The sequence below is a fragment of the Bacillus basilensis genome (genome assembly GCF_050630465.1).
Lineage (GTDB): Bacteria > Bacillota > Bacilli > Bacillales > Bacillaceae_G > Bacillus_A > Bacillus_A basilensis.
On the sequence record NZ_JBNTQO010000013.1, the window covers coordinates 21,863 to 35,769 of the forward strand.

The following is a 13,907-nucleotide window of genomic DNA, read 5'->3' on the forward strand; positions in this document are numbered from 1 at the left end:
AAATTAATTGCTCCTTGCCCATTATGGGCCGTTTAGACCAAAAGGAGGTGAAAGTGTAATGAGAAAGTACGAAATTATGTACATCATTCGTCCTGGCGTTGAAGAAGAAGCTCAAAAAGCTTTAGTTGAACGTTTTGCAGGTGTTTTAACAAACAATGGTGCAGAAATCATTAACACGAAAGAGTGGGGTAAGCGTCGTTTAGCTTACGAAATCAACGACTTACGTGAAGGTTTCTACATGATCTTAAACGTGAACTCTAACGCAGAAGCGATTAACGAATTCGACCGTTTAGCTAAGATCAACGAAGACATCCTTCGTCATATCGTTGTTAAAGAAGAAGAAAAATAATTGATATATAAGGGAGAGTGGTTCGATTGATGAATCGTGTTATCCTCGTTGGTCGTTTAACTAAGGACCCTGACTTACGTTACACGCCCAATGGTGTTGCAGTAGCTACTTTTACGTTAGCTGTGAATCGCGCATTTGCGAATCAACAAGGTGAGCGTGAAGCTGACTTTATTAATTGTGTAATATGGCGTAAACAAGCAGAAAACGTAGCAAATTATTTGAAAAAAGGTAGCTTAGCAGGCGTAGATGGACGTCTTCAAACTCGTAATTACGATGGACAAGATGGTAAACGTGTATATGTAACAGAAGTTCTTGCGGAAAGCGTACAATTTTTAGAGCCGCGTAATGGCGGTGGGGAGCAACGTGGTTCATTTAATCAGCAACCATCAGGAGCTGGTTTCGGTAACCAAAGCTCTAACCCATTTGGTCAATCTAGTAATTCAGGCAACCAAGGTAACCAAGGAAACTCTGGATTTACGAAGAATGACGATCCATTTTCAAATGTAGGTCAACCGATCGACATTTCCGACGACGATTTACCGTTCTAATACAGTAAATTTGTTAGTTTTAACTAAGAATGGAGGGAAATAGACATGGCAGGACGCAAAGGTGGACGTGCGAAACGTCGTAAGGTGTGTTTCTTCACAGCTAACGGCATCACTCGCATTGACTATAAAGATGTTGATTTATTAAAACGTTTCGTTTCTGAGCGTGGTAAAATTTTACCTCGTCGTGTAACAGGAACAAGCGCGAAATACCAACGCAAACTTACAGTTGCAATTAAACGTGCTCGTCAAATGGCACTTTTACCATATGTTGGTGAATAATAGCGTATGAAATGCACAGTAGAGTCGAACTCTACTGTGCATTTTGCTATGCTTTTCTTTTTTTGAAAGAGAGGTTAGAGGATGAAAAATACGAAATTTATTACTGAAGGTGCAGCGTTGTTAGCGATATATGCAATATTGTTGCTTATATCTATGTATGTTCCGATTTTAGGTACGGTTGTAACGTTTGCGTTGCCATTGCCATTTATATTGCTAACGATAAGATATAAATTATCTAATGCCTTTGTAATTTTTACAGCGGCGCTTTTTATTACTGTTATTGTTAGTCAGCCGATGAACCTAGTGAAGACAACTATGTTTGGATTGATAGGTATCGTTTTAGGATATATGTATAAAAAACGAAAAAAGCCGGTAGAAATTTTGATGGCCGGGACGGTTGCATACTTAATTGGTATTATGCTCATTTATGTTGTGAGTATAAAGTTTTTTAACATAGATTTAATGAAGCAAATGCAAAATATGTTTAATGAAAGTATGGCGCAAAGTGAAAAGATAGTTAGTGCTGCTGGTATGCCGATTAGTAAAGAGCAAAAAGAGTTATTTGCACAAATGAATGATATATTACAAACGTTATTTCCAAGTATACTTGTGCTCGTTTCTGCATGTTGTTCTTGGATCACAGTAATATTGTCGGGCAGTGTTTTGAGAAAGTTAAAACACGATGTTATAGCTTGGCCTAAATTTAAAGATATACAATTACCAAAGGGTATTGTTTGGTATTACGTTATATTTATTTTGCTATCAACTTTTATAAAAGTAGAACCGACATCATATTTACATATGGTATTTTCTAACCTATATGTCATATTTGCTTTACTACTCGTACTGCAAGGTCTGACATTTATCGCTTTTTTAGCGCATAGCAAAGGGTTTACGAAAGGGGTTCCTATTATTAGTTTTATTGTCTGCATGTTTATTCCGATGCTGTTTCCTCTTGTGACAATCTTAGGTATAATTGATTTAGGGATTTCATTGCGTTCTAAAATAGGAGGATGAAGTAATATTCCTTATACTATTTTAATCTGTTTAACTAACTGGAAGGTGAGTTAGTTTTACTTTATAGGAGTTGTATACATGCCTGAATTTTATAAGAAACAGTGGTTTTTATATCCTGTTTATGTATTGGCATTTTTCGTGTTTGTGCTCATTTCAATCCTTTGTTATTTTCATTTAATGATGGGGATAGCCGCCTTTTTTATTTTTTGTATCGTCCTTTTTGTTGTTGTACGATTTGAACTTACCTTTCAAAAGAATTTCGAAAAGCATACGACAGATATGATTACAAGGGTAAAGAAAGTGAGTAATGAGGCATTTAACCAAATGCCTATTGGTATTTTGTTATACAATAAGGATTATGGGATTGATTGGGCGAATCCTTATTTATCTTCATGTCTGGGACAGCATGCATTAGCTGGATGGCACCTTTATGATGTATCAGAAACGTTACTTCTTTTTATTAAAGGAGAAACTTCCGATGATATAGTTTCTTTAAATAATCGAAAGTTTCGTGTTTTTGTAAGGAAAGAAGAAAAGTTAATTTATTTCTTTGATGTAACGGAACAAACAGAGATTGAAAAGATGTATGAGGATCAACGTACTGTTTTGGCGGTCATTTATTTAGATAATTATGATGAAGTTACACAAGGTTTAGATGATCAATTACGTACGAATATAACAAGTCTTGTAACATCACGACTAAATGAATGGGCCGTTAAGTATGGGGCATATTTAAAACGTGCATCTTCAGAAAGATTCTTCGTTGTACTAAATGAAAGTATTTTAGCGCAGATGGAGAAAGGGAAATTTAGCATTTTAGATCAGGTGCGTGAAGAAACATCCAAAAGGAATATACCACTCACCTTAAGTGTAGGTGTTGGATCAGGTGATTTACCTTTATCAGAGCTTGGGGCGATGGCTCAGTCCGGTTTAGACCTTGCGCTTGGCCGTGGTGGAGATCAAGTAGCTATTAAACAAGCAACGGGTAAAGTTAAGTTTTATGGTGGTAAGACAAATCCAGTTGAAAAACGTACTCGTGTACGTGCTAGAGTTATTTCGCATGCATTAAAGGATTTAGTATTAGAAAGTAGTAATGTCATTATAATGGGGCACAGGGCTCCTGATATGGACGCAATTGGTGCTGCGATTGGTATTTTAAAGGTAGCGCAATTAAATGAGCGCAAAGGATATATTGTGCTAGATGAAAATGATTCTGACAAGGGAATTAAGCGTTTGATGGATAAAGTGAAACAAAACGAAGAGTTATGGTCTCACTTTATTACACCAGGACAAGCGATGGAATTTGCAAATGACGATTCTTTACTTGTTGTTGTTGATACGCATAAACCTTCAATGGTGATGGAGGAAAAGCTGTTACACAAAATTGAAAATGTAGTTGTTATTGACCATCATCGCCGAGGAGAGGATTTTATTGAGGATCCATTGCTTGTTTACATGGAGCCATATGCTTCTTCCACGGCAGAACTTGTTACAGAATTACTTGAATATCAACCGAAAAATTTAAAAATGACAATGTTAGAAGCAACGGCATTGTTAGCAGGTATTATCGTTGATACGAAAAGCTTTACATTCCGTACGGGTGCTCGTACGTTTGATGCCGCTTCTTATTTACGCTCACATGGTGCAGATACTGTACTTGTACAAGAGCTTCTAAAAGAAGATATGGATCAGTATTTACGGGTTGCAAAAGCTATTAAAAATGCGTACATTTATACAAATGGAATTGCGATTGCAAAAGTTGATAGTGATGATTACTACGATCAAGTGCTTATTGCGCAATCAGCGGACACATTATTAACAATGACAGGAATTATTGCTTCATTTGTTATTGCGAAACGTGGCGAGAATTTCATTGGAATTAGCGGCAGGTCTTTAGGTGAAGTGAATGTGCAGCTAATTATGGAAAACTTAGGCGGTGGCGGGCATTTAACGAATGCGGCCACACAAATGAAAAATGTTACAGTAGATGAAGCTGAGGAGAAGCTTCGATTTGTTATTGATGACTATTTACAGGGAGGCACACAATCATGAAAGTAATTTTTCTAAAAGACGTAAAAGGTAAAGGGAAAAAAGGAGAAATAAAAAACGTACCAGATGGCTATGCAAATAACTTCTTACTAAAACAAGGATTAGCTGCTGAAGCGACAAATAGCAGTATGAAAACTTTAGAAGCTCAAAAACGCAAAGAAGAAAAAGATGCAGCAGCAGAGCTTGAAAGTGCAAAACAATTAAAAGAAACATTAGAGAAACTAACTGTAGAATTAAAGGCTAAATCTGGTGAAGGTGGCCGTCTATTCGGTTCAATCACAAGTAAACAAATCGTAGATGCAATGCAAAAATCACACAAGATTAAACTTGATAAGCGTAAATTTGAAATGGATGATGCAATTCGCGCATTAGGCTATACAAACGTTACTGTGAAATTGCACCCGCAAGTAACAGCGACAGTAAAAGTTCATGTTAGTGAACAATAAAAATAAATTAAGCAAGGAGGATTGCGTATGAGTGATGTACTTGCTGATCGTACCCCTCCGCATAATATAGAGGCCGAGCAGGCGGTTTTAGGAGCTATATTAATTGATCAAGATGCATTAACGGCAGCATCAGAGTTATTAGTACCTGACTCATTCTATCGAACGAAACATCAAAAGATTTTTGAAGTCATGCTTGGGTTATCTGATAAAGGAGAGCCGATTGACTTAGTAATAATGACATCAGCGATGGCTGATCAAGGATTACTAGAAGAAGTTGGTGGGGTTTCTTACTTAGCGGAATTAGCAGAAGTTGTTCCAACTGCCGCTAACGTAGAGTATTATGCACGAATCATCGCTGAAAAAGCACTGTTACGTCGCTTGATTCGAACGGCGACTCATATCGTGTCTGATGGGTATGAGAGAGAAGATGACGTGGATGGCCTTTTAAATGAGGCTGAGAAAAAGATATTAGAAGTATCTCATCAAACGAATGCTAAAGCATTCCAAAATATTAAAGACGTTCTTGTAGATGCTTACGATAAAATCGAACTTTTGCATAATCAAAAAGGTGAAGTTACTGGGATACCAACTGGATTTACTGAATTAGATAAGATGACGGCAGGGTTCCAGCGAAATGATTTAATTATCGTAGCGGCACGTCCATCGGTAGGGAAAACCGCATTTTCATTAAATATCGCACAAAACGTAGCGACGAAAACGGATGAAAATGTAGCGATTTTCAGTCTAGAGATGGGCTCTGATCAGCTTGTTATGCGTATGCTTTGTGCAGAAGGAAATATTGATGCACAAAGACTTCGTACCGGTTCATTAACTTCTGATGATTGGGCGAAATTAACGATGGCGATGGGTAGCCTTTCTAATGCTGGTATCTATATTGATGATACACCAGGGATTAAAGTAAATGAGATTCGAGCAAAGTGTCGTAGATTAAAGCAAGAACAAGGTCTTGGGATGGTTTTGATTGACTACTTACAGCTTATTCAAGGAAGTGGGAAATCAGGAGAAAACCGTCAGCAGGAAGTATCTGAAATTTCTCGTACACTAAAAGGGATTGCGCGTGAATTACAAGTGCCTGTTATTGCCTTGTCACAGTTATCTCGTGGTGTAGAATCTCGTCAAGATAAACGTCCGATGATGTCTGATATTCGTGAATCGGGGAGTATCGAGCAGGATGCTGATATTGTAGCCTTCTTATATCGTGAAGATTACTATGACCGAGAAACGGAAAATAAAAACACGATTGAAATTATTATTGCAAAGCAGCGTAACGGTCCTGTAGGTTCAGTAGAGCTGGCATTCGTTAAAGAGTTCAATAAGTTCGTTAACTTAGAACGCCGCTTCGAGGATGGACATGCACCGCCTGCATAAAGATAGTATAAAAAAGAAACGCATTTCTTATAATAAGATGTGTTTCTTTTTTTTTATAGGAAAGATAAGGCTTTCATAATGTAAAAATATAATTCTTACGAACGAAAATGTTTTTTAATAAAAAAATGTTCGCTTTTTGGTTGACTTCTTTTTCGGTTTTGGTACAATTATATTGTTTGAATAGATCGTTTGAAAATTGCGGAGGTGCTTTAATAATGTCTTCAGTAGTAGTTGTAGGAACACAATGGGGCGACGAAGGAAAAGGGAAAATCACTGACTTTCTTTCTGAGCATGCGGAAGTAGTTGCAAGATATCAAGGTGGAAATAACGCAGGACATACAATTGTTTTCGGCGGAGTTAAATATAAATTACACTTAATTCCATCTGGTATTTTTTATAAAGAGAAAATTTGTGTAATCGGAAACGGCTTAGTAGTAGATCCGAAAGCATTACTTGAAGAGTTAAAATACTTACACGACCGTGGTGTAAGTACTGATAATTTACGCGTAAGTAACCGTGCGCACGTTATTTTACCTTATCACTTAAAACAAGATGAGTTAGAAGAAGCAAGTAAAGGTGATGACAAAATCGGTACAACGAAAAAAGGTATCGGTCCTGCATATATGGATAAAGCTGCTCGTATTGGTATTCGTATGGCTGATCTTTTAGACCGTGAAGCATTTAAAGAGAAGCTTGAGCGCAATTTAGCACAAAAAAATCGTTTGTTTGAAAAAATGTACGATACAGAAGGTTTCAGTGTAGAAGAAATCTTTGAAGAATACTTCGAGTACGGCCAACAAATCGCACAATATGTATGTGATACGTCTGTTGTATTAAATGATGCATTAGATAACAATCACCGTGTATTATTTGAAGGTGCACAAGGTGTTATGCTTGATATTGACCACGGTACGTATCCATTCGTTACATCTTCTAACCCAATTGCTGGTGGTGTAACAGTTGGAACTGGAGTTGGTCCAGCGAAAGTTACGCGCGTTGTAGGTGTATGTAAAGCATATACAAGCCGCGTAGGTGATGGTCCATTCCCTACTGAGCTTAATGATGAAATTGGTCACCAAATTCGTGAAGTTGGTCGTGAGTATGGAACAACAACTGGTCGTCCACGCCGCGTAGGTTGGTTCGATAGTGTTGTTGTAAGACATGCACGTCGTGTTAGTGGTTTAACAGATCTATCATTAAATTCTATCGACGTTCTAACGGGTATTCCGACTCTTAAAATTTGTGTTGCTTACAAATGCGATGGCAAAGTTATCGATGAAGTTCCAGCAAACTTAAACATTTTAGCGAAATGTGAGCCTGTATACGAAGAGCTTCCAGGTTGGACAGAAGATATTACTGGTGTAAAATCATTAGATGAGCTTCCTGAAAATGCACGAAAATACGTAGAACGTGTTTCTGAGTTAACAGGAATTCAATTATCTATGTTCTCAGTTGGACCAGATCGTAACCAAACAAATATCGTTCGTAACGTATACGAAGCTTAATTGATATTTTCAAGAAAAAAACTCATGTCCGCATGAGTTTTTTTCTTATCTTTTATAAAAAAATAAAAAAAGTATTGCAAAAAGAAAAGGAAACATGTTATGATACATCTTGTCGTCACGAAAATATGACGTTGGTGAGTATGAGCCATTAGCTCAGTTGGTAGAGCATCTGACTTTTAATCAGAGGGTCGAAGGTTCGAGTCCTTCATGGCTCACCATTTTATTTTTCGTGGCCCGTTGGTCAAGTGGTTAAGACACCGCCCTTTCACGGCGGTAACACGGGTTCGAATCCCGTACGGGTCATGTTTTTTTATGTTCATTTTTGGTCCCGTGGTGTAGTGGTTAACATGCCTGCCTGTCACGCAGGAGATCGCCGGTTCGACCCCGGTCGGGACCGCCACTTTTGTTTATACCACCATTAGTGGTTTTATATATAGTTTTGGCTCGGTAGCTCAGTCGGTAGAGCAGAGGACTGAAAATCCTCGTGTCGGCGGTTCGATTCCGTCCCGAGCCACTCTCAGGATATTAAGTGGGCCCACTTAATATCCTTTTTATTTGTGTAATTTTACAAAATTGAGTAGTTATTTTAAAATAGAATGAGGAGCCTCTAGCAGTTGAAGCTAGAGGTTTTTCTATAGATCGTATAGGATTCCGTGTAAAAGTGGATCATACATGAGTCTGTGAGAATAGAGGAGAAAGCACTTAAGCAAAAGATGCGGTCATATAGGGACATACTATGTAGACATCAATGTGTTTAGGGATATTGACCATATTTTTATAAGGAGGAAATAGACGATGATGGGAAAGAAAATTTTAGTAGTTGATGATGAAAAGCCGATTGCGGATATTTTGAAGTTCAATCTAGAAAAAGAAGGTTTTGAAATTGTAATGGCGCATGATGGTGATGAGGCGATTGAAAAAGCGAATGAAGAACAGCCAGATATGGTTTTATTAGATATTATGTTACCAGGTAAGGATGGCTTAGAGGTTTGCCGTGAAATACGTAAAAGCTCAGAAATGCCGATTATTATGCTTACGGCGAAGGATTCTGAAATTGATAAAGTATTAGGGCTTGAGCTTGGGGCAGATGATTATGTAACAAAGCCATTTAGTACGAGGGAATTGCTTGCTCGCGTAAAGGCTAACTTACGTCGCCATCAACAAGGCGGTGCTGCAGAAAAAGAAGAAAATACGGAAATGGTTATTGGACCAATTGTTATCAATCCAAATGCGTATAGTGTAACAAAACGTGAGGAAAATATTGAACTTACACATCGTGAATTTGAGTTACTACATTATTTAGCAAAACATTTAGGACAAGTTATGACACGCGAACATTTATTACAAACAGTTTGGGGTTATGACTATTTTGGGGATGTACGTACAGTGGATGTAACAGTGCGTCGTTTACGTGAAAAAATTGAAGATAATCCAAGTCATCCTACTTTAATTGTTACTAGGCGTGGGGTAGGGTATTACTTGCGTGACCCAGAGCAGGAATAGTATATGAAGAAAGTCGGTTTTTTTCAATCTATTCATTTAAAATTTGTACTCATATATATGCTATTAATATTGATAGCTATGCAAGTTATTGGGGTATATTTCGTAAGAGAGCTAGAAAAGAGTCTTGTACAAGGTTTTAAAGATTCGTTAACGCAGCAAACGAACTTATTATCGTATAACTTGAAACAAGAGTTTAATAAAAGTTATACAAAAGCAGAGACAGAGTCAACAGATGAAACGATTAAAACTTCAATTCGAAAATTTGCCTCTGATCGAAAGAAAGATATCCAAGAGGTAAGTGTATTTGATTCGAATAGAAAGCTGCTTGCTATTTCAGATGAGTCAAAGCAAAACAAGGTAAATAGAACATCAACTGATATAGCTGTTCAGCGGGTGTTGGTACAAAAAAAGCCAGAAGTGAAAATTGAGAAGGATGGTCGTACAGGTCATCGTGTACAAGTTATGCTTACTCCTATTCTAGCTGATAACGGCAAAGATGCACTTGGTGTTATTTACATTGTTGCATCTATGGAAGATGTTTATAAACAGATGAAGGATATTAATCAAATCTTTGCAACCGGAACCGTTATTGCATTACTCGTAACAGCTGTACTTGGAATTTTGTTAGCTCAAACAATTACGAGACCAATCTCAGATATGCGAAGACAAGCAATTGAAATGGCAAAAGGGAACTATTCAAGAAAAGTAAAGGTGCATAGCCATGATGAAATTGGGCAATTAGCACTATCTTTTAATAATTTATCAAAAAAATTACAACAAGCTCGTTCTTCAACGGAAAGTGAAAGACGTAAATTATCATCCGTTTTATCACATATGACAGATGGGGTAATTGCTACTGACCGAAAAGGGGACATTATTTTATTAAATGATCCTGCAGAAAAGATGCTAAATGTTTCGCGTGAAACCGCGCTCGATCAATCTGTTTTAGAAGTATTAGGGATACAAGAAGAATTTACGCTCGATCATTTATACGAAGAGCCTGATTCTGTTTTATTAGATTTTAGTACGAGAAATGAGCCATATATTTTACGCGCAAGTTTCTCTGTTATTCAAAAAGAGACAGGGAAAGCGAATGGTTTAATTGCCGTATTATATGATGTAACTGAGCAGGAGCGTATAGAAAGGGAACGCCGCGAGTTTGTGGCAAACGTTTCTCATGAATTAAGAACGCCATTAACAACAATGCGCAGTTACTTAGAAGCACTTACTGACGGTGCGTGGCAAGATCCGAATATTGCACCGCAATTTTTAACAGTTACACAAGAAGAAACGGAAAGAATGATTAGACTTGTAAATGCGTTATTGCAACTATCTAAACTTGATAGTACAGAACATCGTTTAATGAAAGAATGGGTCGACTTTACTGACTTCTTTAATAACATTATTGATCGTTTTGAAATGTCTAAAGAGCAAAATGTAAGTTTCAAACGATCTTTCTCTAAAAAATCTCGATTTATTGATATGGATACGGATAAAATTACGCAAGTATTGTATAACATTATTTCGAATGCATTAAAGTATTCACCAGAGGGTGGAACAGTAACATATCGCTTACGTGATCGCGGGGAATTATTAGAGATTAGTGTAAGTGACCAAGGAATGGGTATTCCGAAAGAAAACGTCGATAAAATCTTTGAACGTTTTTATCGCGTAGATAAAGCACGTTCAAGACAAATGGGCGGTACAGGACTTGGGTTAGCAATTGCGAAAGAAATGATTGAGGCACATGGTGGCTCGATTTGGGCGAAGAGTGAGGAAGGAAAAGGGACAACGATTTATTTCACTTTGCCAATGGCAGCGGATGAAGAGGACGATTGGGAATGAGTATGGAAAATGTTAAAACAATAGTTTTAATTAATTTAGTTGTAATTAGCCTATTTCTTACTTTTAACTTATGGACGTATGTGCCAGATTCCACGTCTATGCAAAACGCGAAATTTGTGCAGGGGAATGAAGGAATTACTCAAACTAAAATCGCTGATGTTGTCCGCCCTACTTCTATCATCGTGCATAAAGATAAAAATCATTACGGAAGCAAAAGAGAGGGAGATATAGAATCAATCTATAAACCTTTGGAGGCCGGGGAATTACATGGTTTCAAAGAGATATCGATTGCTAAGGCTGACTTCCTTTCTTATGTGCATGGTGAAGGGAAAATTGAACTTATTTTCCCTACCAATATCCCATTTGATGCAGTTAAATCTATGTTTAGTATGAAAGAAAAAAGTATAGATAAGCCGAAACACTTTAATCGAATTATTCTCGATCCTTCTAGAAGTAGGGACCAGGAGATTAAAATTAGTTTCGTTTCTGATGGTGATAACTCTAGAATATATGAAGCAAAATTAAGTGGTGTGTATTTAAAAGATATTGTAAATGCACAAAATCAATTTATAGTATCAGCGAAACCTTATTTTGACTATCAAATTAATGATATGAAAAAGCTATTTTTACCAGATGGAACGACAGAATTAAGTAATATAACATATATTTCATCTAATTTAGCAGTTGATACATTTAAGAATGCTCTTTTTAGTGACCCACGTTATTTAAGCCCGATTGTCGAGCAATCGAAAGAAATATTTACAGATGGTATTAGGTCCATGGAGATTGAAAACAATCAGCATATGCTAAAGTATAAAAATTCTTCTGTTTCAAGCGACAAAACGACAGATAATTTAATGCTTTTACAAAAAAGCTTTGATTTTGTAAATGGTCACAGTGGAAGCCTGGATTCATATCGTTTGGACTATATGAATAAAGGGCAGACGGTATTCCGTTTACATGAAGATGGATATTCCGTATTCAATACAGATGGATTAGCTGAATTGAGGCAAGTATGGGGATCAGAAGAGGTAATGGAATATGAAAGACCATTGTTGTCTTTAAATACGAAAGGTATAGAACAGAAGGTTACTCTTCCATCAGGGCACGTTGTGATAGCATCCTTAGAAAATAATGCCGCTGTAGATAAACGACTCATTAAAGACATTGGTATTGGATACAAATTATCACTAGATGGGCAAGTAGCTCGACTACAGCCAATTTGGTATGTAAAGTTTGTTGAAGATGAAGCTGGCAAACAAAAAATATATGAGTGGAGTGAGGGAGGACTAAATGGATTGGGATCGGATTAAAACCATATTTATTGTGACCTTTTTTGTTTTGGATCTCTTTCTCATCTTTCAATTCATTCAAAAGCAAGATAGTAATCAATTGGAGCTTATTGCAGAAACAAAGATAGATCAAGAATTAAAAGCAAACAAAATTACTATGGGTAATTTCCCTAAAGAACCGAAAAAAGAGTCATTTATTAGAGCAGAAAACAAGGCATTTAAAGAAGAAGATGTACAGTCTTTAAAAAATCAAACAGCGCATATACAAAATATGTACAAGATAGAAAGTAAGCTAAAAGAGCCCTTTTTAAATACAAAATCATTATCCAAAGATAAGTATAATGATTTTTTGAAGAACTATGTATTGGATGGACAAAAGTATGAGTTTGGGGCAATGAAAGACTCTAAAATTTACTTCTTCCAAAAATATAAAGATAAGCCTATTTTCTATAACGAACAGGCAATGATTGTCGTGGAATTAAATGAAAAAAATGAACTTGTGTCTTACACGCAGACGATGCTAACTGATTTAAAAGAAATGGGCGAAAGTGAAAAAACGAAACAGCAAGAAATTATTACGGCCCAAACGGCTTTAGAAAACCTGTATTTAAAAAATAAAGTTCATGGGAATACACATGTAAAAGAAGCACAAATTGGTTATGCCACCCTTACCGCGTCTACTTCTAATAACCAAGTACTCGCTCCAACCTGGAATTTAAAAACGGAGCAGAAGCAGGACTTCTTTGTAAATGCAATTGAAGGACAAGTTATGGAATTAGGTGAAAGGGAAAATCAAGTGGTTGATGAACATACTGGAGTGAGAAAGAATGGGGTTGCATTTTAGCGTACTTGCAAGTGGAAGTACAGGGAATATGCTATATGTAGGAACGGATGAAAAAAAATTACTCGTCGATGCAGGTTTAAGTGGTAAAGCAACAGAGGCTTTATTTAAACAGGCAGAACTAAATATAAATGATGTATCAGGTATTCTTGTAACGCATGAACATAGTGATCATATTAAAGGATTAGGTGTATTGGCACGTAAATATGATTTACCTGTTTATGCAAATGAGAAAACATGGAATGCAATGGAACACTTAATAGGAAATATCCCAACTGAGCAAAAGTTCATTTTCTCAGTTGGGGATGTGAAAACATTCGGTGATATTGAGGTCGAGTCATTTGGGGTTTCTCATGATGCGGCAGAGCCGATGTTCTATGCCTTTCATAACAATAATAGAAAGTTAGCCCTTATTACAGATACGGGATACGTAAGTGACCGTATGAAAGGTGTGATTAAGGGGGCGAATGCTTTCGTGTTTGAAAGTAATCATGACGTGGAAATGCTTCGTATGGGTCGTTATCCATGGAGTATTAAGCGACGTATTTTAAGTGATGTAGGGCACGTTTGTAATGAAGATGCTGCATTAGCGATGGCGGATGTAATTACAGATGAGACAAAACATATTTATTTAGCCCATTTAAGTTTAGATAACAACATGAAAGAACTAGCGCGTATGTCAGTATCACAAGTATTAGAGGAAAAAGGATTTGGAGTGGGAGAAGCCTTCGAAATTCATGATACAGATCCAAAAATGCCTACAAAAATTCAATACGTATAATTCTTTATTTTAGTAAACAATAAAGGTGAATATAGTTGTTTTCAGGAAGATGGGTGAACAAAT

General features: G+C 36.8%; 13 protein-coding genes and 4 tRNA genes. All 17 read left to right on the top strand.

Going from position 1 to position 13,907, the window contains the following annotated elements; translation table 11 throughout:
- Positions 1 to 58 precede the first annotated feature (58 nt).
- The 17 genes from rpsF to ACQVV1_RS21005 all read left to right on the top strand — a co-directional run bounded on the left by rpsF (position 59) and on the right by ACQVV1_RS21005 (position 13,844).
- Positions 59 to 349, top strand: a complete 291-nt coding sequence (gene rpsF / locus ACQVV1_RS20925; protein WP_001233781.1) for a 30S ribosomal protein S6 — start codon at positions 59 to 61, stop codon at positions 347 to 349.
- A 26-nt stretch (positions 350 to 375) separates the two neighbouring features.
- Positions 376 to 897: a single-stranded DNA-binding protein gene (gene ssb, locus ACQVV1_RS20930; RefSeq protein ID WP_000981963.1), complete on the top strand. Its 522-nt coding sequence runs from the start codon at positions 376 to 378 to the stop codon at positions 895 to 897.
- 45 nt (positions 898 to 942) lie between these two features.
- Positions 943 to 1,176, top strand: coding sequence for a 30S ribosomal protein S18 (gene rpsR, locus ACQVV1_RS20935; RefSeq protein ID WP_000918873.1), 234 nt, complete (start codon positions 943 to 945; stop codon positions 1,174 to 1,176).
- A gap of 81 nt (positions 1,177 to 1,257) precedes the next feature.
- Complete coding sequence (locus ACQVV1_RS20940) at positions 1,258 to 2,193, top strand: YybS family protein (RefSeq protein WP_431169456.1); 936 nt, start codon at positions 1,258 to 1,260, stop codon at positions 2,191 to 2,193.
- A gap of 78 nt (positions 2,194 to 2,271) precedes the next feature.
- Positions 2,272 to 4,245, top strand: a complete 1,974-nt coding sequence (locus tag ACQVV1_RS20945) for a DHH family phosphoesterase (protein ID WP_242254056.1) — start codon at positions 2,272 to 2,274, stop codon at positions 4,243 to 4,245.
- Positions 4,242 to 4,688 (top strand): 50S ribosomal protein L9, encoded by a 447-nt coding sequence (gene rplI, locus ACQVV1_RS20950; RefSeq protein ID WP_060633062.1) that lies wholly within the window; start codon positions 4,242 to 4,244, stop codon positions 4,686 to 4,688. The genes ACQVV1_RS20945 and rplI overlap by 4 nt, the downstream gene beginning before the upstream one ends.
- A 27-nt stretch (positions 4,689 to 4,715) precedes the next feature.
- A complete protein-coding gene (gene dnaB, locus ACQVV1_RS20955; protein ID WP_063223989.1) occupies positions 4,716 to 6,077 on the top strand; it encodes a replicative DNA helicase in 1,362 nt (453 codons plus the stop codon).
- A gap of 215 nt (positions 6,078 to 6,292) precedes the next feature.
- The gene (locus ACQVV1_RS20960) at positions 6,293 to 7,582 is read left to right on the top strand and encodes an adenylosuccinate synthase (protein WP_063223988.1); all 1,290 of its coding nucleotides are present in this window, start codon (positions 6,293 to 6,295) and stop codon (positions 7,580 to 7,582) included.
- Positions 7,583 to 7,724: 142 nt separating this feature from the next.
- Positions 7,725 to 7,800: transfer RNA gene (locus ACQVV1_RS20965), tRNA-Lys, on the top strand.
- A 13-nt stretch (positions 7,801 to 7,813) separates the two neighbouring features.
- Positions 7,814 to 7,885 (top strand) — tRNA-Glu (locus ACQVV1_RS20970).
- Positions 7,886 to 7,906: 21 nt separating this feature from the next.
- Positions 7,907 to 7,982 (top strand) — tRNA-Asp (locus tag ACQVV1_RS20975).
- 41 nt (positions 7,983 to 8,023) lie between these two features.
- A tRNA-Phe gene (locus tag ACQVV1_RS20980) sits at positions 8,024 to 8,096 on the top strand.
- Positions 8,097 to 8,377: 281 nt separating this feature from the next.
- Positions 8,378 to 9,085 carry a cell wall metabolism DNA-binding response regulator WalR gene (gene walR / locus ACQVV1_RS20985; protein WP_000971865.1) on the top strand — a complete coding sequence of 236 codons (708 nt, stop codon included), beginning with the start codon at positions 8,378 to 8,380 and terminating at the stop codon, positions 9,083 to 9,085.
- 3 nt (positions 9,086 to 9,088) lie between these two features.
- The gene (gene walK / locus ACQVV1_RS20990) at positions 9,089 to 10,930 is read left to right on the top strand and encodes a cell wall metabolism sensor histidine kinase WalK (protein ID WP_063223987.1); all 1,842 of its coding nucleotides are present in this window, start codon (positions 9,089 to 9,091) and stop codon (positions 10,928 to 10,930) included.
- Positions 10,927 to 12,243, top strand: a complete 1,317-nt coding sequence (locus tag ACQVV1_RS20995) for a YycH family regulatory protein (RefSeq protein ID WP_242254058.1) — start codon at positions 10,927 to 10,929, stop codon at positions 12,241 to 12,243. Before walK ends, ACQVV1_RS20995 begins: the two co-directional genes overlap by 4 nt.
- Positions 12,224 to 13,066: a two-component system regulatory protein YycI gene (locus ACQVV1_RS21000; protein WP_060633058.1), complete on the top strand. Its 843-nt coding sequence runs from the start codon at positions 12,224 to 12,226 to the stop codon at positions 13,064 to 13,066. The genes ACQVV1_RS20995 and ACQVV1_RS21000 overlap by 20 nt, the downstream gene beginning before the upstream one ends.
- Positions 13,050 to 13,844, top strand: a complete 795-nt coding sequence (locus tag ACQVV1_RS21005; protein WP_000522836.1) for an MBL fold metallo-hydrolase — start codon at positions 13,050 to 13,052, stop codon at positions 13,842 to 13,844. The genes ACQVV1_RS21000 and ACQVV1_RS21005 overlap by 17 nt, the downstream gene beginning before the upstream one ends.
- Positions 13,845 to 13,907 lie beyond the last annotated feature (63 nt).